The sequence below is a fragment of the Acetobacter sp. P1H12_c genome (genome assembly GCF_018811975.1).
In the GTDB taxonomy this organism is placed as follows: Bacteria; Pseudomonadota; Alphaproteobacteria; order Acetobacterales; family Acetobacteraceae; genus Acetobacter; species Acetobacter persici.
On the sequence record NZ_JACRVR010000013.1, the window covers coordinates 26,969 to 50,354 of the forward strand.

19 protein-coding genes are annotated in these 23,386 nt (G+C 60.8%); 17 read left to right on the plus strand and 2 right to left on the minus strand.

Translation table 11 applies throughout. The features are described from left to right. The first annotated feature begins 256 nt into the window (after positions 1-256). Genes KP699_RS08760 through KP699_RS08770 form a run of 3 tightly spaced genes read left to right on the plus strand, consistent with a single transcriptional unit; the run spans position 257 to position 2,384 of the window. A complete protein-coding gene (locus KP699_RS08760; protein ID WP_252346896.1) occupies positions 257-640 on the plus strand; it encodes a hypothetical protein in 384 nt (127 codons plus the stop codon). A gap of 39 nt (positions 641-679) precedes the next feature. Beyond that, positions 680-1,630 carry a hypothetical protein gene (locus tag KP699_RS08765; protein ID WP_215762328.1) on the plus strand — a complete coding sequence of 317 codons (951 nt, stop codon included), beginning with the start codon at positions 680-682 and terminating at the stop codon, positions 1,628-1,630. A 25-nt stretch (positions 1,631-1,655) separates the two neighbouring features. Then, on the plus strand, positions 1,656-2,384 hold the full coding sequence (locus KP699_RS08770) for a Gp138 family membrane-puncturing spike protein (RefSeq protein WP_215762329.1): 729 nt from the start codon (positions 1,656-1,658) through the stop codon (positions 2,382-2,384). Positions 2,385-2,715: 331 nt separating this feature from the next. On the opposite strand, the gene KP699_RS08775 is transcribed toward KP699_RS08770, so the two are convergent. Then, positions 2,716-4,839, minus strand: a complete 2,124-nt coding sequence (locus tag KP699_RS08775) for a catalase (protein ID WP_215762330.1) — start codon at positions 4,837-4,839, stop codon at positions 2,716-2,718. Between the two features lie 88 nt (positions 4,840-4,927). On the opposite strand from KP699_RS08775, the gene KP699_RS08780 reads away from it, so the two are divergent. From KP699_RS08780 to KP699_RS08835, 12 genes are all read left to right on the plus strand, one after another. Next, the gene (locus KP699_RS08780; protein ID WP_215762331.1) at positions 4,928-5,080 is read left to right on the plus strand and encodes a hypothetical protein; all 153 of its coding nucleotides are present in this window, start codon (positions 4,928-4,930) and stop codon (positions 5,078-5,080) included. 82 nt (positions 5,081-5,162) lie between these two features. Further along, positions 5,163-5,516 carry a hypothetical protein gene (locus tag KP699_RS08785; RefSeq protein WP_025826863.1) on the plus strand — a complete coding sequence of 118 codons (354 nt, stop codon included), beginning with the start codon at positions 5,163-5,165 and terminating at the stop codon, positions 5,514-5,516. Next, on the plus strand, positions 5,488-6,762 hold the full coding sequence (locus KP699_RS08790; protein ID WP_215762332.1) for a baseplate J/gp47 family protein: 1,275 nt from the start codon (positions 5,488-5,490) through the stop codon (positions 6,760-6,762). Before KP699_RS08785 ends, KP699_RS08790 begins: the two co-directional genes overlap by 29 nt. Beyond that, positions 6,762-7,337: a DUF2612 domain-containing protein gene (locus KP699_RS08795; RefSeq protein WP_215762333.1), complete on the plus strand. Its 576-nt coding sequence runs from the start codon at positions 6,762-6,764 to the stop codon at positions 7,335-7,337. Before KP699_RS08790 ends, KP699_RS08795 begins: the two co-directional genes overlap by 1 nt. Continuing rightward, on the plus strand, positions 7,334-8,461 hold the full coding sequence (locus tag KP699_RS08800; RefSeq protein ID WP_212376911.1) for a phage tail protein: 1,128 nt from the start codon (positions 7,334-7,336) through the stop codon (positions 8,459-8,461). Before KP699_RS08795 ends, KP699_RS08800 begins: the two co-directional genes overlap by 4 nt. Next, complete coding sequence (locus KP699_RS08805) at positions 8,461-8,889, plus strand: hypothetical protein (RefSeq protein ID WP_252346898.1); 429 nt, start codon at positions 8,461-8,463, stop codon at positions 8,887-8,889. The genes KP699_RS08800 and KP699_RS08805 overlap by 1 nt, the downstream gene beginning before the upstream one ends. Then, the gene (locus KP699_RS08810) at positions 8,886-9,413 is read left to right on the plus strand and encodes a hypothetical protein (RefSeq protein ID WP_215762334.1); all 528 of its coding nucleotides are present in this window, start codon (positions 8,886-8,888) and stop codon (positions 9,411-9,413) included. The genes KP699_RS08805 and KP699_RS08810 overlap by 4 nt, the downstream gene beginning before the upstream one ends. An 11-nt stretch (positions 9,414-9,424) precedes the next feature. Continuing rightward, a complete protein-coding gene (locus KP699_RS08815) occupies positions 9,425-9,991 on the plus strand; it encodes a hypothetical protein (protein WP_086655846.1) in 567 nt (188 codons plus the stop codon). Next, positions 9,988-12,507 carry a hypothetical protein gene (locus KP699_RS08820; protein ID WP_215762335.1) on the plus strand — a complete coding sequence of 840 codons (2,520 nt, stop codon included), beginning with the start codon at positions 9,988-9,990 and terminating at the stop codon, positions 12,505-12,507. The genes KP699_RS08815 and KP699_RS08820 overlap by 4 nt, the downstream gene beginning before the upstream one ends. Positions 12,508-12,856: 349 nt before the next feature. Next, the gene (locus KP699_RS08825) at positions 12,857-17,881 is read left to right on the plus strand and encodes a Hint domain-containing protein (RefSeq protein WP_215762336.1); all 5,025 of its coding nucleotides are present in this window, start codon (positions 12,857-12,859) and stop codon (positions 17,879-17,881) included. Between the two features lie 291 nt (positions 17,882-18,172). Next, positions 18,173-20,464 (plus strand): glycosyltransferase, encoded by a 2,292-nt coding sequence (locus KP699_RS16725; RefSeq protein ID WP_215762337.1) that lies wholly within the window; start codon positions 18,173-18,175, stop codon positions 20,462-20,464. Between the two features lie 98 nt (positions 20,465-20,562). Continuing rightward, complete coding sequence (locus KP699_RS08835) at positions 20,563-21,000, plus strand: hypothetical protein (RefSeq protein ID WP_077931129.1); 438 nt, start codon at positions 20,563-20,565, stop codon at positions 20,998-21,000. On the opposite strand, the gene KP699_RS08840 is transcribed toward KP699_RS08835, so the two are convergent. After that, a complete protein-coding gene (locus KP699_RS08840; protein WP_215762338.1) occupies positions 20,977-21,384 on the minus strand; it encodes an NUDIX domain-containing protein in 408 nt (135 codons plus the stop codon). The genes KP699_RS08835 and KP699_RS08840 overlap by 24 nt on opposite strands. Before the next feature lie 150 nt (positions 21,385-21,534). Here KP699_RS08840 and KP699_RS08845 point away from each other — a divergent pair, with 150 nt between their 5' ends. Together KP699_RS08845 and KP699_RS08850 are read left to right on the plus strand one after the other, a co-directional pair. Next, on the plus strand, positions 21,535-21,972 hold the full coding sequence (locus KP699_RS08845; protein ID WP_212355787.1) for a hypothetical protein: 438 nt from the start codon (positions 21,535-21,537) through the stop codon (positions 21,970-21,972). Positions 21,973-22,123: 151 nt separating this feature from the next. Next, entirely contained in the window at positions 22,124-23,386 is a 1,263-nt protein-coding gene (locus KP699_RS08850; protein ID WP_215762339.1) for a sodium:proton antiporter, read from the plus strand.

The following is a 23,386-nucleotide window of genomic DNA, read 5'->3' on the forward strand; positions in this document are numbered from 1 at the left end:
CCCACACCGGCGGGGGAGCAGGCTTCTTGCGGGCATATCAAAACAAAGTATCAGAGACGTCGGTTTTTTTGATGGACGCCCTTGAGGAAGATCTCAAGAAGCACTCCCGTGCTCCGTGCTCCGTGCTCCGTGCTCCGTGCTCCGTGCTCCGTGCTCCGTGCTCCGTGCTCCGTGCTCCGCACTCCGCACAATCCGCTATTTTTCCTTAAAATATCACAAACACCCTCCAGCCCCACATAACCGGAGTGGTTTCCGCATGTCTTCACTATCACAGCAAACATCCCTGGTGTCCTTAGGCGTCATCACCGCAGCACAGGGCAGCTTGGTCTCCGCGTCCTCCCTGCTCACCGTGCCTCTGTCGGCTCTTCCCGCGCAGACACTCAAGGTTTCGCTTTCCGGCACCCTCGTACAGATCACCCTGCGCCAGCGCAGCACCGGCCTGTATGCGGATTTTGATGCCGGCACCACGCGGCTTCTGTCCGGTGTGCTGTGTCAGGACCGCACATGGCTGGTGCGGGACGCCGCAATCGGCCTGCCCGGAGATTTCCTGTTTGCCGACACTCAGGGCCAGCAGGACCCGGACACAACCGGCCTCGGTTCCCGCTTTCTCCTGCTCTACGCTCCCATCTGGTCATCCTGACCTTCCATTCTCTGGCTCCGGATCCGGATCACGCTCACCATGTCTCAAACCTCGCTCCAGAACCGCGCTGTGGATGTGACGTTCCGGCTGCTATCGCAGGCTTTTGGTTCTGATGGTGAAGATACGATCACCCTGTCCGGCCTGCGCGTACACGCCGAGGTCACTCAGGCCCGTTTCCCTACGGCAGAAAGCGCAACAGTGCGGGTGGAGGGTATGACCCCGGACGTCATGAACCGCCTGAGTATGGCAACCCCAGATCCCACCCGGCAAAGCGCGAGCGAACTTCTCCTTACAGCTCCGGATGCAGCCGGGGGAACGGCGCTCATTTTTCAGGGCGGTATTACACTGGCCTATGTGGATTATACCAGCGCACCGGATGTCGCCTTTGTTGCACAGGCTTTTTCAACAGTCATTCCCAACGCCATGCCTGCCAGCCCGACAGGGTATAAAGGCGCGGTTTCCGCTCAGCAGGCCCTGGGCGGTATTGCGGCCAAAGCCGGTCTGACCCTGCGGTATCACGGCCCCGGTCTTGTCCTGCATGACCCGTATTTTCACGGAAGCCCCGGCCAGCAACTCAGCCAGTGTCTGGATACTGTGCCGCTATGCGCCGGGCTTGGGCGCGGAGACCTGTCTGTCTGGCCAGCTGTTTTTACGGGTCAGATTGCCGCGTCGGGCGCGGACTCATACACCGCGTCTGCCAGTTCCGCGCAGGCTGTATCGGTCTCAGCGGAAACAGGGCTGATCGGCTATCCCGCATGGTCCGCCGGAGGGCTTGCTTTGCGGATGCTGTTCAATCCGCGCATCAGTTTTAACAGCCTGATCGCTCTGCACAGCCGCTACCAGCCCGCGGGGTCGGGGCAGCAAAGCGGGCCTGTGCCGGTGGGCCTCTGGACGGCCACACAGGTGCGCCACACCCTGCAAACAGAAACCCCTCACGGCGCATGGTTTACGGATCTCGTCGCACAACCCTGCCGGACAGTAGCAGCGTGAGGCACTCAGTCCTGAGGCACCTTGCATGACCCAAACCTCCACCTTTTCCTCACTCCCTCCAGCCCAGACCGCCACGCCAACATCCCCGAACCAGAGCGCGTCTCAGGCGTCCGCCAGCCCTTATCCTGTTTTCAATCGGGCCGATGCCAGTGCGTCAGATTTCAGTGCTCTGAACACAGTTATCACCCGGCTTCTTTCCGGCCGAAGGACCATTATTCCCGTGCAGGTCAAAGCAGTGTCCGGCACAGGCCTTAATCCGGTCGGCACGGTGGATGTGCAACCTCTCGTGCATCAGCAGGACGCCTCGGGGCGCGTCACGCCGCACGGTATTCTGTATAACGTACCCTATTTCCGGCTTCAGGGGGGCACCCGCGCCGTTATTCTTGATCCCTCACAAGGGGATATCGGTCTCGCTCTGGTAGCGGACCGTGACATCTTCAACGTCAAAACAGCCCGCGCCAGTGCAGCCCCCGGCTCATTCAGGCAGCAGAATATGGCGGACGCCCTCTATATCGGCGGCTTTCTCAACGGCACACCGCAGGATTATCTCTGGTTTAGTGAAAACGGTATTGCGCTAAAAACCAGTGGCACATTCAGCATCGATGCCCAGACCACGCACATCACTGGTCCTGTCTCAATAGACGGCCCACTCACCGTCTCGCAGGACGCCACCGCAGGCGGTATTTCTCTCACACACCACACCCACCCCGGCGTCCAGCCCGGTTCGGGCACAACCGGCACCCCGCAGGGTTAAGGTGAGGCTGAGCACGGTAACAATGGGCTCGATAACACGAAAGCGCAAGACAGCCTTTCCCATAGCGTCTCTTGCAGAAGCTGGTTCGCACAATAAAAAACCACGACCCCGGAGAAATCCAGAGTCGTGGTTTCTATATTTCTTAAATGCAGTATCAGATTTTTGTTCTTGAACAGCACGGGACACAGGCGGAATATTAGCCCAGAGCCCAGAGCCCAGAGCCCAGAGCCCAGAGCCCAGAGCCCAGAGCCGCGGGAAGACTTAGACCGTTTTCTTCCCGCTCGTAACCGTCTGGAAAAGAAAAAAGATTTTCTGTCCCTGCTTACGCTGCTCACACAGAATGAACAGACGCCTCACGGTCCCAGAACCGCAGTTTCCGGCAGGCGGCCACAAACCCATCCGCATCTTTTCCGGATTTCAGTTCAATCACGCCCCCATCCATCGCATCATCGACCACACCGGCACGTTTCAGCAGCGGCAGGGCATCAGACGTGTAGCCAATAAATTTGGCATGGGCATAAGCATCGGTCACAAAATCCCGTGCATCGGCGTCCTGCGCAAGCTGCTTTGCGCCGTCGGCGGAGGGCAGAAGAACCACCGCGTCAAACAGCACGGAGGGACCACCCGGCACACGCTGGGCCGCAGGCACATGCTTGCCATCAGCGGTTTTGATGCCGCCAATCTGCGGCGCAATCAGTTCGACCTCAGCGCCTTCCGCTTTTGCGGCTTTCTGTAAGGCTTCCAGCAAGGCCCCATCGGCCCCATTGGTTGTCAGCACACCAATTTTGCGGCCTGCAAAGCTTTTGGGGCCATTTTTCAGGATGCTAAGAGCCGGGGAGGGCGGCAGATCAACCACCTTCCGCGCGGGTGGTGCGGCCTCTGGCAGCGTGTCCAGCCCCAGACCGTCTGCCACCGCTTTCGCCAGCCCTTCATCAATAGTGCGCAGGTGCGAGACGACGCGGCTGCGGATCGCGGGTGTTTCCACCTTGCTCAGTTCAAAGGTGATGGCCATTTGCACATGCGTCTGCTCCACCTCGGTCTGGCTTTTGTAAAACTGGCGGGCCTGACTGTAATGGTCCGCAAATTTTTCAGACCGCACCCGTTCCTTCTGGCCACTCACGTCCGCCGGGAATGTCCTGAACCCCTTTTCCGGGTTTTCACGCGGGCCGCCAGCTTCTCCACCCCAGGAGTTCGGCTCGTAGTTCACGCGCCCTTTCGGGTTATGCATGGCCATATGCCCATCCTGCTGAAGGGTATGGAAGGGGCATTTGGGCGCATTGATCGGGATATGCGTAAAGTTCGGTCCCCCCAGCCGTTTAAGCTGCGTGTCGAGATAGGAGAAGTTGCGGCCCTGCAAAAGCGGGTCGTTGGTAAAATCCACACCCGGCACAATATTTTGTGTGCAGAACGCAACCTGCTCGGTTTCCGCAAAGAAGTTATCCACCATGCGGTCCAGCACCAGACGCCCCACGGGCTGCACCGGCAGCACTTCTTCGGGGATCAGCTTGGTGGCATCCAGAATATCGAACTCAAACCGGTCCGCAAATTCGTCGTCAAACAGCTGAACACCCAGCTCCCATTCCGGAAAATTGCCGGACTGAATGGCGTTCCATAAATCACGACGATGAAAATCCGGGTCAGCCCCGCTGATTTTCAGGGCTTCATTCCACACAACCGACTGCAAACCCATTTTTGGTTTCCAGTGGAATTTGGCGTAGGTGGACTGGCCCGCCTTGTTCACAAAGCGGAAGGTATGCACCCCAAACCCTTCCATAAAGCGGAAGGAGCGGGGGATGCCGCGGTCGGACATCACCCACATGATCATATTCATGCTTTCCGGGGTGAGGGAGATAAAATCCCAGAAATTATCATGCGCCGACTGCGCCTGCGGAAAGGCCCGGTCCGGCTCTTCCTTCACCGCATGCACCATATCCGGAAACTTGATGGCATCCTGAATAAAGAACACGGGGATATTATTCCCCACAATGTCCCAGTTGCCTTCCTTGGTATACAGCTTGACGGCAAAGCCCCGCGCATCCCGCGCGAGGTCGGTCGAGCCCTTGCTGCCCGCCACGGTAGAAAAGCGGACAAACGCCGGAACGCGCTCGCCCTCACGCTGCAACACATCCGCGCTGGTAATGTTGGAGAGCGAGTTGGTCAGTTCAAAATAACCATGCGCTCCATAACCACGCGCATGCACAACACGCTCCGGGATGCGCTCATGGTCAAAATGGAACAGTTTTTCCCGAAAATGGAAATCTTCCGTCAGGCTCGGCCCACGCGCACCGGCCTTCAGCGTGTTCTGGTTGTCAGAAACCGGCACACCCTGCTGCGTTGTCAGGGTTGGGACGTCACCGCCCGCCGTCTGGTGCGTTTCTCCGCCCGCACCGCGCTGCACGGTTTCCTCTCCCAGCGTCACGGTTGTCTGGTCAGTATGGGCTGATCTGGCGCTCATGGTCATCTGCCTTTGCCTGCTGGACTATACAATAAGGGTTCAGTTCAGAATGATGCAGTCTTAAGGCCACCTTTTTAGGCTGCACAAAATGCCGCACAGCGTTCAGGGCGTGCAGAACGGGGTCTGCTCTTCAAACGTCACGCTGGCGCTAAGGTTGCCTGCGCCGCTGCGGCATCTGGCGGATAAACCCTATTCAGTTTTCAGGGGTGTCCGGGTTGTGGCCCTGCGTGGTCACCCATAGCGTTCCGGCACACTTGTCCGCAGCGTCTCTTCTCAGCGCATCGCGTCCTCCGTCACACCCACACACATAAAAGACCCTCAGAATGCAAACCCTGCTTCTCGACAGATCAACATGGGATCTGGTGGTTGACGCCAGCGGCAGCATTGCCGTCGCGTCAGCGCCCTATGCCGTCGCCCAGAACGTCGCCTGCGCGGTGCGCGTCTTTCTGGGGGAGTGCTGGTACAACACTACACTCGGCCTGCCTTATCTCACCGCCATTCTGGGGCGCACTCAGTCTGCGGCTCTGTTCCGCGCGGATGTTGAGCAGACGGCCCTCGGTGTGGACGGCGTGGCGCAGGCTGTCTGCGTTCTCACCGGCCTCAGCCCGGCCCGCCGCCTGTCCGGCGTGATCCAGCTTACTCTTACCGATGGGAGCCAGACCGTTGTCAGCCTCTGAACCCTCTGCCAGCCTGTCCTCCTCCGGTACAGCCTCTTCCGGCACCACGTCTGTCCCGGCTCCTGTGCTGGATGCCACGGGCTTCATCATGCCGGAAGAAGCCGATATGCTCACCGGCGTTCTGGCTGATATCAACGCCGCTTTTGGCAATACCCTGACAACGGACCTTTCCACGCCACAGGGCCAGCTTGCCATGTCGCTCACCGCCATTCTGGGGGATGCGTATGACCAGTTTCTGGCCCTCGCCAACGGCGTGGACCCGGCCCGTGCTGAAGGCCGGATGCAGGATGCCATCGGGCGTATTTATTTCATGTCCCGCCTGCCTGCCACGCCCACAACCGTCACCTGTGTCTGCACCGGGGCGGCGGGTACAGTCATTCCGCAAGGCACGCTGATTACGGATCAGTCCGGCAACAGCTACACAGCGAACACGACCCTGACACTGGATGGCACCGGCACAGCGCAGGGGCTTTTTACCTGCACCAGCGCGGGGGAGGTTGTGTGCCCGGCTGGCAGTGTGCGTATCAGCCAGTCCGTGGCCGGGTGGAGCGGGGTGAATAACCCGGTTGCTGGCGTTACAGGCCGCGCGGTGGAAAGTCGCACAGCCTTTGAGGCCCGGCGTAAAACATCGGTTGCCGCAAACGCCATTGGCCCGCTGGATGCCATTTCCGCTGCTGTTCAGGCTGTTTCCGGGGTGACGGATGCCTATGTGACAGATAACAGCACCGCCGCGAGTGTCACGGTCAACGGTGTAACACTCGCGCCGCATAGTCTGTATGTGTGCGTCAATGGCGGCGCGGATGCGGACATTGCTCTGGCCATCCTGCGCAAAAAGCCACCGGGCTGCGCCTGTAATGGCAGCACCAGTGTCACGGTCACAGACCCGGCCAGCACCTACGGAACACCGCCGAGCTACACAGTCAGTTTTCAAAGGCCTGTTGCCACGCCGGTCTATGTCACAGTGCGTCTCGTTGCCTCCGCTGCCGTGCCGTCAACCGGGACATCGGATATTCAGGCTGCCGTACAATCTGTTTTTCTGGGGGATGATGGCGGAACCCGCGCACGGATTGCCAGCACACTCTATGCAAGCCGGTTTTATGCGGCTGTCTCGTCTCTTGGCGGATGGGCCCAGATTACGGAAATCACGCTTGGCACCAGCGCAAACCCCACGGGCCTATCCGTGCAGATGCAGGCAAACCAGATCCCGACGCTGGATAGCACCACCATCAGCGTGGAGTTTGTCTGATGCAGAGCGTGCAGAAAACACTCCTCTCACAATATGCCTGCGCGCCGGGGATCAACGCGCTCATTACCGCGTGGAATCAGGCTTTTGATCCGGTTGATCTGATCAGCCAGTGGTATGACCATATCTGGAACATCGCTACGGCGCAGGGATATGGGCTGGATGTGTGGGGCCGGATTGTCGGCGTTCAGCGTGTCCTGACAATTTCGTCTGAAAACTTCGTCGGGTTTTTAGAGGCGGCTGACCTGACGGAACAGGGCTTTAACACGGCCCCCTGGTATAACGGCACGGCGACAAGCAGCAATGTGCGCCTGTCTGATGAAGGGTTCCGTCAGCTCATTTACGCCAAGGCAATGGCCAATATCACGGATGGTTCTGTCCTCAGCCTGAACGCCATTCTCATGGCGCTGTTTGCCGGGCAGGGCGATGCGTGGGTGGAAGACCACGGCACAATGAGCATGAGCTACGTTTTTAATTTTATCCCGACCGATGTGCAGATTTCCATTATCCAGAGCAGCGGTGTTCTGCCGCGTCCGGCCGGTGTGGCCGTCTCTTACGCCATCAGGGGGCATGCATGAAGCAGTCTGATTTTCCCGCCCGTCTCGCCACACCCATTGCCGCAAATGCCGCGGGGAGTGACATTGCGGCCATTCCCGCAACACAGGCCCATCCGGGGGATGGCACGGCCTCGCTCGCGCTGGGCTTTCCGCCGGAAACCTTTATAGCCCGTTCCGCCGGGGGCGTGCCCCCGCGCGGGCAGGATATGAACGGCCTGCTCAACCTTATTTCCAAAATTCTCCGCGCGTATCAGGCCGGATGCTGGGGAATGTTTGATTCGGGCTTTGCTCAGTCCATCGGCGGCTATCCCGCCGGTGCTGTTGTGTCGGGGACTACCCCCGGTACCTTCTGGGTTTCCACAACGGATGATAACGTCTCCACCCCCGGTGCGTCAGGCGCTGCATGGCAAAACCTGTTTACCGGATATCTGCCTTTGTCCGGAGGCGTTGTCTCCTGGCTGACAGTGGAAGGGGCTCTGGTGCAGGAAGGGTTTGACGGGGTCTTTGCGCAGGCCAGCCCCACGAACCCGCAAATCGGGGATTATATCAACTATCCAACCTTTTCTTCCAAAGCCAAAGGGCGGGGCGGGCAGTTTTCAATGGGCCTGCAGGAGCAGGTGGGCACAACCTTCCGGGCTGTGCTCTCCCTGCAATTTAATGACGGGACATGGCGTTATATCCGGTGGAGCCAGAACCAGCGCCTGAATGACAGTCAGTACGGGGATGTCGCGTATGTGTCAGACCTGCAAAACTATGCCGCCAGATCTGATCTCCAGAATTACGCCACACACGCGGACCTGCAAAATTACGCGCCCGCCTCAAGCCTTCAAAACTATGTCGCGGCGACAACCTACGCGAGTGACTTCGCAACATCTGATAATCGTGTGATCAATCTGGCCTATGGCCACCGCATACAGGCGTTTACAGTGCCTAATGTTGTCCATGCCGGAAGTGGCACAAATTACGTGACGTTCCCCGTTGCGTTTTCCGGCACGCCTGTCGCGGTTGTCGCCAATGCCAGTCAGAACGGGGATATGGATGTATGGACGTACAACTGGTCCAGCACACAATTTGCCATCAATATTCCGCCGGACAGTAATTCATCCAATGAAACTGTCTCGATTATTGCGATCGGACCACGCTAATGACAGACATAAAAACACGTTATCCAGACCGTTATTATGCGGCGTATGATCTGTCAGCCACCCAGCCCACCCCGGTAACAGGCTGGTATGATACATGGGGGATGAGCAGCGTCGCAACCGTGCCACCTGTGTCAAACCTGCTTCCCGTCAGCGCGGAAGACTGGTCTGATACCACGTCTTTCCGCCTGCCGACGGGCCGCGGCGTGCTGGCGGGAAAAGTGATTGACTACACAGCCCCTATCCCGCCCGTGCCGCTGGCAACACAGGCCCGCAACGCACTGGTCACGGCCCGCCAGACCGTGTGGGAAGAGTATGGCGCCCTGAATGACCCGACCCCGCAGGTGTGGGTGGATTACCTCAAAGCTCTGCGGGGCATTGCACAAGGGCAGGAGACAAGCTGCACAACCCTGCCGGAGCCCCCGGCATGATCCCGCCTCTGGCATCTCCCAACTGGCAGCCCGCCCCGGCCCGCACACTCCCGCTCACACCGCCACCCGGCCTGCGCCTGCGGGGGTTGGTGGCGGAAGACCTCTGCCTTGCATGGGCGCCCAAAGCCAGCGGCGATAATCTGGATTTCAGCCTGAACCCGGAAAACTGGCTCTATGGCACAGGAGATTCCCTCACCTCTGTTTCCGCCCGCGTGCTTACGCTCACCGGGGCCGTGACAGACCTGACCGTTCTGTGGGCCACGCTTTTGCAGGGGCAGGCCTGTCTTTTTCTGGGGGGCGGCGTGCCGGGCACTGTGCAGCAGGTTCAGGTGTGCGTTACCACGCAGCAGGGGCGTAGCCTCGTGCAGCCTGTCTCCGTGGCCATTCTGGCGGACACGCCTGCGGCGCAGCCGCAGCCCGTCCCGCGTCTGGCCGATGGTACGCCCGTGCCCCCCAATGCTCTGGCGTTGCCGGGCGGTGCGATCCTCACCGGCCCCTCCGGAACCCCTTATCTTATCGCGTAACGGGAGAACCCATGTCCGGGTCAAACAGTTTCACGGCATCCACGCCCAGTGGTATGCCGCTTTCGGCGTTGCCGGTGCAGTCTCAGCCTGCCCCGGCTGATCTTGTTTTTGGTATCTTCAGCGGGCAGGGGCAGTTTGTCCCGCAATCTGCCATCTGGACAGGGGCCGTTTCCAAAACAGGTGATACGCTTACAGGCTTGCTGAGCTGCGCTCTTGCGCCGACGGATAGCACCCATCTGGTCAACAAGGCCTATGTGGACGCACAGGGCGGGCAGGTGAGCGGTATTGTCTCAACCCTCGTCACACAGGCGCAGGATGCCGCCACACAGGCACAGACAGCCTCCTCCCGCGCGGCCGGAGCCGCGTCAACCGTTGTCGCGGCACAAAAGGGTGTTCCCAATGGTCTCGCCACACTCTCGCAGGAGGGCAATCTGGTGCTGGGTGGTCTGGACTGTCTGGGGGTGCGGAACGGGCATGTGCTGATGGCCATGGACCTCCCCACCACAGATCCCGGTATCTCCGGTGTCTGGTGGAATAACGGCGGCTATCTCTGCATTTCACAAGGCACGTCTGCATGACATCTCTTTTTAAAACCCGTTTTCTTCTCAGCCTGTGTTCCGGTGTCGCGCTTGTGGCCGGGGCGGGGGTTGCGGCATTTGCGCGGCCTAACCATCTGCTCCCGCAATATCAGGTGCTTGGTCAGGCAACACAGTCCGCGCAGTCCACGGATACGGCGGCGACTGCCACCGCCAACACCACCACAACCACCACACCGGCATCTGCCGTTCCGTCTTCCGGCTCTGGTGCAACCGCGTCTACCCAGACGGGGGCTTCAGCCTCCTCAGCTTCGGCCTCGCCTCTGCTCGCCAGAACGGCGCGTCTGCGCAGTGTTCTCATGGCGTCCCCGCTGGCCAGCAGCGCCCCCACCTATGGCCCCACCCGGCCTCCGGGCGGGCTTGATGCGGCAACCGGCGTACCGGCTTTGTGGCAGAATGCGACCATTGGCCAGATCGGCGCGATGGCGGATGGCAGCGTGCAGCAGTCGGACAAAAATAGTCCAAACGGCGTTGCGGGGCTGGATGCCACCGGGGTAATGACAGCCCCGGTCTCAGGAGATCTGTCCTCCGCCACCGCACGGATTAGCGCAGCCGGGGCCGTTGGCAGGCCGCTGGCCGAGCGCTTTGCCGACCAGCTGAACGCGAAGGACTTCGGTCTGGCGCTGGACGGTAAAACGGATGATACCGCCGCCCTTCAGGCTGCCAAAAATGCTGCGGCGTCCGGCGCGGTCATTCAGCTTCCCGCCGGAAAACTTGCGCTGAAATCAGCCCCTACGGGCAGCACGCCTAACCTGTGGCAGGCGAATGGCACCTTGCAGGCGGATGGCGGGCCGCTGCTCAGTCTGGGCACGGATGTGCTGGAAAGCACGCTGGAAGGAGGCAAATATTTTGTGCGCGGCCAGACAGCGGCGGATATGCCCCCAGTGCTGCGCAAGGATCTGGATATTACGCATTCTGGCGGCACGGCCGGATTTGTCATGAATCTGGAAAAAGGCAACTGCACCATTCCGTCCGTGGGGGCCGCGCTGAATGATTATGTCTGGTGCCACTCCACCGTGCTGAATAGTGCGGCCTTTGGTGGCGGCCAGCATGTGGCGCAGGCCAGCATGGCGCAGAGACCCGCCAATGCACTGGCGGACGGCAAAGGCTCCCGCTCCCAGATCTGGGCCGGGTATGATGAAACCCGTGATGATACCGGCCAGCCTTCCAATATTGCAGGCAGTCTGGTGGGGCGGGAAATTGATATTTACGCCAACGCGGATGATCCCAATAACTGGCGTATTGGCCTCCAGCTTCAGATTGCCGGAGCAGACAGCGCCGGCACCCCCGGTCGCATTGGTAAAGGCATTGCGCTGGGCAATAATGACAGCACAAGTGCGTATGGCATCATGATTGATGCGGCAGGCCGGTTTGATACTGCGGGGATTGACCTCTCCCGCAGCACGCCGGTCAATAATGCGCCGGTGCTGAACATTGGCGCAAACCGGAATCTTGCGTTCAGTGATGATCACAAACCGCATTTTCAGTTTGATTCCGCCGCCTATACCCTGCGCTACTGGTATGACACCACACCGCTTTTTTCTGTCGGCATGAACGGGGATGTCACCACCGCGATTGCCAACCCCGGCAGCGGTGTGGCGTGGACACTGGGCGGGCAGGCACTGATCGGTCTCAATCTGAGCAGCCTGACTACACCGGAAGCCGTGCGTCTGGGGGCAGGGCAGGCCCTCTCATGGGAACCAACGGCTGCTGTGCAAACCCGTTTTGCTGACGGCAAACTGACAGAGCAGGTCGCCGCCGGAGTGGCCCGCACACTGGACACGCAGGGGAATGAGACCATTCCCGGTGCAGCCCATAACAGTCAGACAGTCGTCAGCCTCAGCCAGCCCACCGCATCCGCTTTTGTGGCTCAGGGTAAGGCCGCGATCGGGCTGGATACCACGAGCCTTACCGCACCGGATGCGCTGCGTCTTGCCGGAGGGCAGGCCGTATCGTGGGAGCAGACGGCAGCCGTGCAAACCCGTTTTGCCAACAGCACATTGCAGGATACATGGGGTGGCGCTGCTCTGCGCACGCTGGACCAGAGCGGGAATGAAACCGTGACGGGCAGCACCCTGAACAGCGGCATGACCACCCATGTGAACAACAGTTCCGCTAGTGCTGTGACAGTGAGTGGCACGGCTGGCATCGGGGTCAACCTGTCCGGGCTGGCAACAGCACAGGCCCTGCGGCTGGGCAGTGGTCAGGCTGTGGCATGGGAGCCTACGGGGGTCATCACCACCGGCTACACCGCCACCGGTCTGCGGGACGCCAATGGCAGCACAACCCTGCGCGCGCTGGATACAGCGGGGAATGAAACGCTGAGCGGTGCCTTAACCCCCGCGGCCGGTGTCCGCCTGCCCACCTTCTCCCGTGCGGCCATCAAAGGCATGAGCAACCTGCCCATTGGCACCACCCTCTACGACGCGGATGATGATACCCCGGCCATCTACACCTCCGCCGGGTGGAAACTGGCGACGCTCAGCGCGATTCCCTGATCTCTGATTACCTGAGCGTCCGCTCACGCCCGGTCTCCGGCCCTCAGGCTGTAAAAACGGCGCGTGGGCGGCCCGGCAGGCGGCTAAAAAAGGCGGATTGATCAAAGATGGCTTCCGTAGCCTTATAACATTTATCCTTCATAGGAATAAATGTTATTATTTTTGAGAAAACCTGAGTCAAAAAAGGTTTTTCAGATCCCTCCGGGTGGAAACAGAATGCTCTGCCGCTCTTACAGGCACAGCATTTTTCCTGTAGAACGGCAGCCAGTGACATTTTTCAGACATATTTCATCATAGCCCTTTCACGGCTGCCGCTCAGACCTGTTCAGCTCAATGGATCTCAAACGTCATGGCGCAAATTATCGTCTCCTCCGGTCAGTCTTCCTCCGGCCTGACCATCAGCGGGAATGACTCCCTGCTCGTTCAGTCTGGCGGCACAGTGCAGAATACTGTTCTGCAGGGCAGTGAAAACGGCATGGGCAACGGCCCGACGGAAGAGGTGCAGGGCAGCAGCATCGCCACACAGATTGGCAGCGGCTCCCAGACGATTGACGCGGGCGGCTCCGCTCTGAGCGCCACGGTCGGCTCGGATGGTGTTCAGGCTGTGCAGAATGGCGGGTCCGCCAGCTTCACCACAATCCAGAGTGGCGGGGAAGTTGACGTCGGGGATCAGGAGGCAGATCCGGACGCCGCTCTGGCCGTTATCACCTCCGCAACGGTCCAGTCCGGCGGTGAGCTTGATATTTATAATCAGGGCGTCGCGTCCGGCACAGTGGTTTCCGCCGGCGGAGGGCTGGATATTGCCGAAGGCGGGCTGGCGTCCGGCGATACTATTCTCTCAGGCGGCGTTCTGCTCGTCGGGCTGGGCGGGTCCGCCACGCATGAGACGGTTCAGGCTGGCGGCCTGATTATCAAATATGCCGGTGCAACGCTCACGGACACCAACACAGATGGCGTTCTGGCCGGTGTTGTTGTGATGGATGATGATGACAGCGTGGTGTCCTCCTGGCTTCAGTCCGGAGATGCAACGCTCAATAATCTCGATCTGTCCACGTTAAGTGGCCCAAATGAGTATGACGGGCTGGATGTGTTTGTCGGGGGTGGAGAAACCGTCAACACCCTTACGCTGAACTCCGGCATGGACGTCGATATTGCCGGCACCGTGAACGGCCTGACGAGCGGATACGCCGATGTCTTTCAGGGTGGCGTTCTGACGGGTGTTATCTCTTCTGTTGAGGTGACAAATCAGGGTGGCCTGATTTCCGGCGCAACGCTGACCCAGAGCGCAAGTCTGGTGAATTCGGGCGGGCTGGTTGCGCAGGTCACGGTGCAGAGCGGCTCCTTTGTGACGATTGGTATGCAGCCGCAGCAGGACGATGATGATGATGATGACGGCCCCACCCTGCCTGCCGCACAGGCTTCGGGCATGGTCGTTCTCTCCGGCGGGCAGATGACGGTTCTCTCCGGCGCCAGTATTGCCGGGGATACCATTTCTTCTGGCGGCTTTGTGTATCTGTCCGCCGGGGCCTCCGCGTCTCATGAAACCATTGCCGATGGCGGTATTCTGATCCGTGAAGGCAATACCACTGTCAGCAGTATAGATGGCACGCTGGCCGGGCTTGTGGTGGCGGACAACAGAGGGGCAGTCAAACAGGTCTTCTTCCAGTCGGGCTCTGCCACGCTCAGCGGCCTCACGCTGGATATGGACAGCGCAACCCCGTCCGGCGGCACCGTGACAGTGGGGTACGGTGAAACGGTTGAAAGCCTGACCCTGACGGGCAGCAGCTACACCACCCTTAATATTGCAGGCACAGTATCCGGCCTGACGGCAGCGGGCACGCAGGCAACCCTCCTGCAAGGTGGCGTTCTGGGCGGTACCCTTGCCAGAAGCAGCCAGACCGGCGTGAACTGGTTCTCCGTGACGAATAGTGGGGGCAGCATTTCCGGTGCGGTGCTGGCCAGCGGTGTGAGCCTTGCGAATGCCTCTGGCCAGATTGACGGGCTGACAGTGGCCAGCGGTGCCACGCTGTCATCAAATGATATGAACATGACCGGAGTTGTCGTGCAGAGCGGCGGCACGCTCCGGATTGATTCCGCAACCGATATCGGGTCCGCAGGCGGGGTGCTGGATATTGGCGCCAGCCTGTTTCTGGGCCAGGGCGTCAGCGCGGTCGAGTCTGGCGGCAGTCTTATTGTGTCCAGTGACGGTACTGTGGTGCAGACGTACACGCTGGACACCTCGGACGGCACACCCATTCTGCTGAATACAAGCAATGTCGCCATTTACGGGGAGACAAACTATACGCTGGCGGCGGGGCAGATTGTCTCTGCCGGGCAGACATCCTCAGGGTATGTTGTCAGCGCCGCAGGTGTGCAGATGGTGTCCGCCGGTGGCACCAGCCTCAGCACCACCATTCTTGGCAGCGGGCAGGAAGTGGTTTTTTCCAGTGGGGTGGCATCCGGCACGATTGTTCATTCGGGCGGGACGGAGACCATCAGCGCCGGTGGGTCGGCTGTCGGAGGCGTGATTTCCTCTTATGGGTCTGAGGTGATCTCAGCCGGTGGTTCCTCCCTGCAGACCGATATTTTGTATGGTGGCGCCCAGAATGTGACCACTGGTGGCACCGCATGGTCCGCCAAGGTTGAAACGGGCGGCACGCAGACTGTCAACGGCGGGACTGCGTCCGGCACACAGGTTAGCGGATATCTGTCTGTTTATGGTGGCCGGACTGTCTCTGCCGTGGTGTCCGGCGGCGCGACGGAAAATGTTGTCAGTGGTCAGGCGGTTGCCACCACCGTGCAGAGCAACGGCCAGATGGAGGTTGCACAACACGGTTCGGCTGTGAGTGCCGTTGTAGAAACTGGCGGGTTCCTGACAGATGCGGCCGGGGTGATAACCGGGACCACCGTCCAGTCCGGTGCAACGGCGCAGGTTTACGGGGCATCGTCTTACGTCTGGAGCAATGGCAGTTCGGTTGCAAGCACGGTTGTTGGCTCTGCGGTGTCAGACACCGTTCTGTCTGGCGGTGCTCTGCTGGTCGGCTCTGGCGGACGTGCGTCCGGGGATGTCATTTCCTCCGGTGGCTATGTGGAAGTGCTGTCCGGCGGCACCATTGCCAATGAGTCCGTGCAGAGTGGCGGCGTGATTATTCTGGATAACGGTGGCACCGTAACAGGCACCAATACGTCCGGTGTGCTGGCGGGCGTTGTGGTGCGGGACGGGCAGGGGAGCCTGATTTCCGCCATTGTGCAGTCGGGTGACAACACGGTCCATTCGCTGGATCTCACCTCGGTCGGCAGCGCCAATGTGGTCCATAGTACTCTGGTTGCTTCGGGTGAGACGGTCAGCGGTCTTTCGATCGGGAGTTCCGGACTGTACAGCTATCAGAACACGCTGAGCATCGGGGGTATTGTTTCCGGTCTTGCGATCAGGAACGTGAATACGACGATCCTGTCCGGGGGCGTGCTTGAGGGAGATGTCGCGCTGACAGGCGGCACAAACTCCAGTGAGACGTTTTACCAGTATACTTCTGTTGAGAATTCGGGCGGAACGGTATCCGGCGCGGACATTTTTCAGAATATCACACTACGGAATGAAAGTGCTGGTATTCTGAGCCACGTCACCATTCATAGTGGCGCGACGCTTCAGACGGTGGGGAACACTCTTTCTGACGTGCTCGTGCAAAGTGGCGGCACGATAGAAGCGTCTTTCCAGAGCGGTACCGGCCAGACGGGCGGCACTCTGGATGTTGGAGCGCACTTCGTAACAGATTATAATCTGTCAACAACGGTTGAGAATAACAAATTCTCTCTCTCAAGCTCAGGCACACTTCTTGAGCAGTTCAATATTGCTCTTTCTTCTGATGCGCAGACTGGTGAAACCGGCGTTCTTCTGGCGGGCAATAATGGATATTATACAGTCGCGGAAGGGTACGTTGTCAGCGCGGGCCAGACGTCAACCGGGCTGGTGGTGCCGGGTTCTCATGCGCTGGAGGTTGAGGCTGGTGGCACCAGTGTAGACGCCACGCTGTCTTCCCCTGCCAGCAACGGGTCCGGAACGATGGAAGATGTGTGGGGCAGCAGCCTCAGCACGCATGTCCAGAGCCAGACACAGCAGGTTATTCACTCAGGGGGCGTCAGCCTTCAGGCGACAATTCAGGACCACGCACAGCAGACCGTTCAGTCCGGTGGTGTTGCGTCCGGCGCCACACTGAGCGGGTGGTTTGCAGAGCAGACTGTGCAGAGTGGCGGCAATGCTGTCAGTGCGGTGCTGTCAGGCGGCGCGCAGCAATATGTTGACACGGGCGGTTCCGCGCTCAGCACAACACTGGCGTCCGGCGGTGAAGAAGTGATTTATTCGGGTGCGACTGCATCCGGGACGGACATTCAGTCCGGCGGGGTCACCTATGTCTACCAGCAGGCTACGCTGGATGGGTTCACCGTTGAAAATGGCGGCAGCCTGAGCGCGTATGGTCAGGTGCTGCACGGGACTGTGGAGAGCGGTGGCACCCTGAACTTTTTGAGCGCGTTGTCCGCGTCCGGCGGGAGTGTGCTGGCTACGGGTGTAACGGTGGATCTCGGGGCGCATATGACATTTGCCTCCGGTCTGTCCGGCCAGATTGAAAATAATACGCTGGTGCTGACCAGCGGTGGCGTCGCGGTGGAAAGTTTTGCCCTTGGTAACCTGCCGCCCAATGCCGGAGGGGAAACTCCTCTGCTGAAAGAAGTGACGTCCGGCTTCCAGACTTATTATGAACTGGATGATGGCACGCCCTGCTATTGCCCCGGCACGCTGATTGCCACCACCCGTGGCGAGGTTGCGGTGGAAGATCTGAAAATCGGGGACCGTGTGGTAACGGCCTCCGGCAAACGCCGCCCCATCCGCTGGATTGGTAACCGGGCGTATTCCGGCCGCTTTGCCGCGACCAACCCGGATGTTCTGCCCATTCTGTTCCGGGCCGGGTCACTCGGGGTCGGAGCCTCGGGCGAGGCTCTGCCACGGCGGGATTTAAGGGTCTCCCCGCTGCACGCCATGTATCTGGAGGGCGTTCTGGTGCCCGCGCAGGCGCTGGTGAATGGCACGTCCATTGTGCGGCTGACGCAGGTGGATCATGTGGCGTATTTCCATGTTGAGCTGAAAACGCATGACATTCTGCTGGCGGAAGGTGCTCCGGCGGAAAGCTTTGTGGATGATGATAGCCGCGGCATGTTCCACAACGCGCATGAGTATGCGGAGCGCTACCCCAATGAGCGTAAAGCCAGCGTGCAGTATTGCGCACCACGGGTGGAAGACGGCGCGCAGCTTGAGGCCATCCGCCAGCGGCTGAACAGCCTGCCGGTGGCGCAGTGCGTCAGCACAGCCCGCGCCGGATAAGCCGGATGCGGGGGTGTCTCTCTCAGGGAGACACCCCGCAGCTTGCCTAAAGGGTGTAGGGTGTCCTCACTAAAACCCCCAGCAAAGTCTAAGGGAACGCAATCCCGGCGCGGAAAGACTCTGCCAAAGCCTCTGCCAAACCCTCAGCCAGCGAAGGGTGCGCGTGCATCTGCGCCGAAGCCAGACTCTGCGTCTAAACCTAAACCTCAGCTTAAGCTTAAGCTTAAGCCTGAGCCGGAGGTCCCGCGTCAGAAGAAGCGGGATGTAGCCTCTGAGGTCCGGAAACCGCGTGTGCGGAAAACCGCTGTAAAAGCGGCGGCCTCGCCCCGTGTCGGGCCAGCGCTGGCGCGCCTGCGCGCACGCCAGAGAGCGGCATCTGCCAGAAGAACACGCGCAAAACAGCCGGAACAGAAAGCCGCTCCGGAGCGGATCTCTCAGGCAAAGCCGCGCAGCCGGAAACCGGACGGCAGGACAGCCGCAGTCTCACCTGCGGTTATTCAAAAAGCCCGCGTCCCTAAAACAGAGAGTGCGAAACCTTCCGGGAGCACACCGGCGCAGGCCACATCCGTCACACCGCCGCAGGTCATAAAAGCGGAACAGGCTTCCGGGCCGCGCTTCCCGCCATTACGGGGGCATCTGGACGTGCGGGAGCGCGGGCGGCTGGCAGGCTGGGCGAGTGATGGCTCCGGCAGGCCGGTGCGGCTGCGGGTGCTGGATAATGGCGTAACGCTTGGCACAGTGCTGGCGCAAACCTTTCGGGCTGATTTGAAAAAAGCCGGATTTGGCGAGGGTCAGTGCGCCTTTGAATTTATTATTGAAGGCGGCCTGTCCGACACGGAAGACCATGCCATCCGCGTGGAACGGGTGGAAGATCACGCGGCCCTTGTGGGCTCCCCGTGGATTGTCCGGGCAAAACGCCAGCCTGTGGCCCCGGCGCGGGCCGTCGCCCCGCTGCCGTTACCATCAGCAGAGTGCGGGCAGGGCTATCTGGATTATGTGGACCATCGGCGTGTCTGCGGCTGGGCGCAGGATGCCGCGCGCCCCCACCTGCCGGTAACAATACAGATTCTGGATAACGGCGTTCTGGTAACACGGGTTTTGGCAAACCGCTACCGGGGGGATCTGGATGTGGCCGGGTCTGGCGGCGGGCGACACGGGTTTGACTGCCTTCTGCCCGTGCCCTTTACCCCCACAGAGCGGCATGTGATCCGCGTCCTGCGGGATGAAGACGGCGTGGAACTGCGCGGCTCCCCGTGGGTTCTGGACCCTGTTGCGGAGCTTGGGGCTGATGTGCAGGACGCCTTTGCCCGCATTGTCCAGAATCTGCATGGCCGAAAAAACTCTGAGCAGGCGCTGGGGTTTCTCATGGAGCAGGTGACAGCGCTGAGGCAGAAAATAGCGGATCAGGCGACGGGCCGCCCCCGCAAGGCGCAGGAGCGCGACCAGGCTGTGCGCTCTGGCATCCGTGCAGCCGGGAAAGCGAAGGCACAGGCGGCAGGGCGTATCCTGTTTGTGGATGACTATTTCCCCGATCCAACTCGGGATGCCGGGTCTCAGGCCATTTTTTCCCATATGCAGGCGGCGCAGGCACTGGGGCTGGAGGTGGTGTTTGCTGCGTCCCGGGAGCAGGTTGCGCCCCCGGCTGCACGCGCCCTGCTGGAGCGGGCGAAAATATCGGTCTGGAGCCTGCCCTTCTGTGCGTCGGTTGAGGAAGGACTGAGGCTGGAACAGCACGGTTTTGCCTGCGTGTATCTGCATCGTGTGGGGATTGCGTCCCGCTATATGGATCTGGTGCGGCTGTATCAGCCCAAAGCGCGTGTGATCTATAGCGTGGCGGACCTGCATTTCCTGCGGCTGGAGCGGCAGGCGCGGGAAATGGAACAGCCGGAACTGCTGCCGCGCGCAGCCAGAGTGCGGCTGCTTGAAGGGCTCGGCGCATTGCAGGCCAATGTCACGCTGACCCATTCCCCCGTAGAGGCTGCGCTGCTGCACCAGCTTGCGCCGGGCGCGCGGGTTTGCATCGTGCCATGGTGTGTGCAGACCGTCCGCAAAAAGCCGCGTCTGGCTGGGCGGCGCGGCGTGGTGTTTGTGGGGCATTACGCCCATGTGCCGAATGTGGATGCCGCGTTCTGGCTGGTGCGGGAGGTCATGCCGCTGGTCTGGGCGCATGCGCCGGATATGCCGTGTGTGCTGGTGGGCAGTTCCATGCCGCCCTCCGTGCAGGCGCTGGCAGGCCCGCAGGTGCAGGCTCTGGGGCATGTGCCGGATCTGGCGCCGCTTTATGCGCAGATGCGGGTGGCGGTTGCGCCCCTGCGGTTTGGGGCTGGCGTGAAAGGCAAGGTGCTGGACAGTTTTGCGGCGGGCCTGCCGTGCGTCATGACGCCTGTGGCGGCTGAGGGCCTCGCTCTGTCTGAGATTTTGCAACCCCTTGTGGCACGGGACGCCGCCGCGTTTGCGCGGGTGATTCTCGCATTGCAGGACGATGCGCGGGCAACGGCTGTGGCGCAGGCCGGGTGGGAGTTTGTAAAAGAGCATTTCTCCCGGAAAACCATAACAGGCAGCCTGAAAACAGTCTTTTTATGACGATTTCGTGCTGCCGCGTGTTCTGCTTGATCCGCCCGCCGCCGCTCCTGTAATCTGCCGGTGGGATTGTCCCGACCCCAAAAAGGCAGACAGGATTCATGACAAAAAAAGCAAAAATTGTCCTGCTTGCAGGTGGCCTTCTCTTTGGAGGCGCACTGCTTCCCTCCCACACGCCCGCACACGCCAGAACAGTGCATTTTACCCCGGATACAAACAGCGCTGTGGTTTCCGGCACAGTAGAAGGAACGGAGATGATCCCGTTCCGGCTGGCCCTGCGCGAGGGGCAGCGGCTGGATGTGCAGTGCCATTCCCGCAAGAAGGGGATCTTCTTTGTCGTCAAAGATCCCACCGGCGCTGTGATTTATAAGAGTGCGGAAAGCCCGCAGCCCGACAGGTGGACCGGACAGGCCAGTGCGCCCGGCCGGTACACGCTGGCGGTCTACCAGCAGCACCCGGCCACCCGTAAGGGGCAGACGGCGTTTTTCCGGCTGCATCTTACGGTTGCGGAAGCCTCAGCCGCCGGTTTTCTCCCGTAACGCGGCCAGCGCCATTGTGGTGGCGTGCGTCAGCGGTGCGGGCAGGGCAGTCAGCGGGAACCAGTCCAGACCGCCATGTTTGTGCGGCTCCTGCACACGCGCCTGCCCGGTAAAGCCGGATACGGTATAAACAGGGGCAACCCAGTGCGTGCCCGCAACCGTGTCAATCTGGTCCACAACACAGAGCAGGGCTGGCTGACGGATCACCAGCCCGGTTTCCTCCAGAACTTCCCGCGCAACGGCAGCGGGAACGGTTTCAAACGCATCGACCTTGCCGCCCGGCAGGCCCCAGCACCCGGCTTCCGGCGCGCGCAGGCGGCGCAGGAGCAGAATGGTTCCCTCCTGCAAAATCAATGCGCCACAGCCTAGTCGGGGTTCTCTCATTCGACGGGTCCTTCTGGTCCGTGGGTGGAGTGCCCTGCATATCCCGCTGCGGACTTTTACAAAACAGTGTGGTACACCCCCACCCTGCGGTGCGGGCAAAAAACTGCCTGACACGGGAGCGGGGCGAGACAGGAAGGCAGGGTGCGGACAATGACGGTGGGGAAAACTTTCAAGGCTCTTCTGGACCGGGCCAATGAGAGCATTGCTGTCAAAATGACCATGCTGTTTGGCAGTATCTGGTGCGTGTACGTGTTTTTTGTGTTCTCGCTGATCCCGGTTCTGGTGCCGCAATGGCAGAATACCCTGCTCTATATCAGCAACTGTATCCAGCTTGTCGCGTTACCAGCGCTTATGGTGGGCAATGCCGTTCTGAGCCGGGGCGCGGACAAGCGGGCGGCGGAAGACCATCAGGCGCTGCTGGAAATCCTGTCAGACGTGCGGGAGGAACTGGCGGACCTGAAGGACCGTACCGCGGGCCTCGCCCAAAGCACATCGGAAGCGCTGCAACGGCCTGAGCTGGAAAACGTGTCCATTTCCGACCAGACTTTTGTGGATGTGGAAGGCCAGAACAGCCGCGTGACGGACTGACTGGTGACGGACTAAATGGTAACTGACTGGCTGGCGGCTGGCGGGCTGGCGACTGACTGACGGTCTGGCAGACCCGCCTGCGGGGCCTGCCGGACAATAGAAGGGGCCGTTTCCGGCATGCAGGAGGCAGGCTTTTGCGGGAGTGCTGCGCATGACGTCTCTGGGCCTTTTCGCGCTGGTTATTGGACTGGCTTCTCTTTTTGCCCTGCTGAATGAGCGCCTGCTCCGGCTGCCGCTGACCATTGGTATTCTGGTGTTTTCCCTGCTTGCAGCGGCCCTGCTGCTGCTGGCGGAGGCTGTGCTGCCCGGTTCTGGCGCGGCACAGGCGCGTGCCCTGCTGGTGCAGATTGACCTGCCGCACACCCTGCTGGATGGCGCGCTGGCCTTCCTGCTGTTTGCCGGGGCGCAGACGGTGGATGTGCGGGCCTTATGGGGGCGCAGATACTCCGTGCTGGCGCTGGCCGTGCTGGGCACGCTTCTGGCGGTTCTGCTGTTTGCAGGCGGGATCTGGGGCGTGTTTGGCCTGCTGGGCTTTTCCATCTCCTTCCCATGGTGTGTGGTGCTGGGCGCTATTCTGGCCCCGACAGACCCTGTCTCCGTGGTGGGGATGCTGCGGCGGCTGGGGCTGCCTGGCCCCATACAGGCCCTGTTTGCGGGGGAAAGTCTGCTGAATGATGGCGTGGGCGTGGTGATTTTTACCGTAGCCCTCAGCGTGGCGATGGATGGCGGTTCGGCCCATGCTACCCGCCTTGCGGAAGCCTTTATGTGGGAAGTTGGCGGGGGCCTGCTGGTGGGGCTTGCGGGGGGTGGTCTGGCGCTGGCGGCGTTACGGGCCGTGCGCGATCATCACGTGGAACTGCTGATCTCTCTGGCACTGGCCAGCGGGGTCTACAGCGGTGCCGCCGCGTGGGGCATGTCCGGCCCGATTGCGGTTGTTGCGGCTGGGCTTATGCTGGGTGCACCCGTTGCGCAGGCCGCGCTGACTCCGCAGGGCCGGGTGGACCTCGCCGGGTTCTGGAGCCATGTGGATGAGGTTCTGAACGCCCTCCTGTTTGTTATTATCGGGCTTCAGCTCGTGGCCCTCAGCTTTGCCCTGCCGGTGGTGGCAGCCGCCTGTATCGCGCTGCCGCTGGCTGTGCTGGTGCGCGGGGCCAGCGTGCTTCTGGCCACACTCCCGCTGTATGTTCTGCGCAGGGAGCGTCTGGGCGTGCTGGCGGTGCTGACTGGCGGGGGCCTGCGGGGTGGTATTTCTCTGGCGCTGGCCCTCAGCCTGCCTGCCGGGCCGGAGCGGGAGCTGCTTTTGTGTGTCAGCTATAGTGTTGTTGTGTTTACCATTCTTGTACAGGGCATGACCATTCAGCCACTGGTGCGGAAATTTTATCCGGTCGGCCAGACCGGAGCAGAGAAAGGATAA

Excerpts from the sequence above, each read along its gene's own strand:
- KP699_RS08835 (WP_077931129.1), top strand. The coding sequence starts at position 20,563 with ATGACAAAAAAAGCAAAAATTGTCCTGCTTGCAGGTGGCCTTCTCTTT.
- KP699_RS08850 (WP_215762339.1), top strand. The coding sequence starts at position 22,124 with ATGACGTCTCTGGGCCTTTTCGCGCTGGTTATTGGACTGGCTTCTCTT.
- KP699_RS08785 (WP_025826863.1), top strand. The coding sequence starts at position 5,163 with ATGCAAACCCTGCTTCTCGACAGATCAACATGGGATCTGGTGGTTGAC.
- KP699_RS08795 (WP_215762333.1), top strand. The coding sequence starts at position 6,762 with ATGCAGAGCGTGCAGAAAACACTCCTCTCACAATATGCCTGCGCGCCG.
- KP699_RS08765 (WP_215762328.1), top strand. The coding sequence starts at position 680 with ATGTCTCAAACCTCGCTCCAGAACCGCGCTGTGGATGTGACGTTCCGG.
- KP699_RS08825 (WP_215762336.1), top strand. The coding sequence starts at position 12,857 with ATGGCGCAAATTATCGTCTCCTCCGGTCAGTCTTCCTCCGGCCTGACC.
- KP699_RS08805 (WP_252346898.1), top strand. The coding sequence starts at position 8,461 with ATGACAGACATAAAAACACGTTATCCAGACCGTTATTATGCGGCGTAT.
- KP699_RS08845 (WP_212355787.1), top strand. The coding sequence starts at position 21,535 with ATGACGGTGGGGAAAACTTTCAAGGCTCTTCTGGACCGGGCCAATGAG.
- KP699_RS08810 (WP_215762334.1), top strand. The coding sequence starts at position 8,886 with ATGATCCCGCCTCTGGCATCTCCCAACTGGCAGCCCGCCCCGGCCCGC.
- KP699_RS08780 (WP_215762331.1), top strand. The coding sequence starts at position 4,928 with ATGCCGCACAGCGTTCAGGGCGTGCAGAACGGGGTCTGCTCTTCAAAC.
- KP699_RS08775 (WP_215762330.1), bottom strand. The coding sequence starts at position 4,839 with ATGAGCGCCAGATCAGCCCATACTGACCAGACAACCGTGACGCTGGGA.
- KP699_RS08820 (WP_215762335.1), top strand. The coding sequence starts at position 9,988 with ATGACATCTCTTTTTAAAACCCGTTTTCTTCTCAGCCTGTGTTCCGGT.
- KP699_RS08770 (WP_215762329.1), top strand. The coding sequence starts at position 1,656 with ATGACCCAAACCTCCACCTTTTCCTCACTCCCTCCAGCCCAGACCGCC.
- KP699_RS08760 (WP_252346896.1), top strand. The coding sequence starts at position 257 with ATGTCTTCACTATCACAGCAAACATCCCTGGTGTCCTTAGGCGTCATC.
- KP699_RS08800 (WP_212376911.1), top strand. The coding sequence starts at position 7,334 with ATGAAGCAGTCTGATTTTCCCGCCCGTCTCGCCACACCCATTGCCGCA.
- KP699_RS08815 (WP_086655846.1), top strand. The coding sequence starts at position 9,425 with ATGTCCGGGTCAAACAGTTTCACGGCATCCACGCCCAGTGGTATGCCG.
- KP699_RS08840 (WP_215762338.1), bottom strand. The coding sequence starts at position 21,384 with ATGAGAGAACCCCGACTAGGCTGTGGCGCATTGATTTTGCAGGAGGGA.
- KP699_RS08790 (WP_215762332.1), top strand. The coding sequence starts at position 5,488 with ATGGGAGCCAGACCGTTGTCAGCCTCTGAACCCTCTGCCAGCCTGTCC.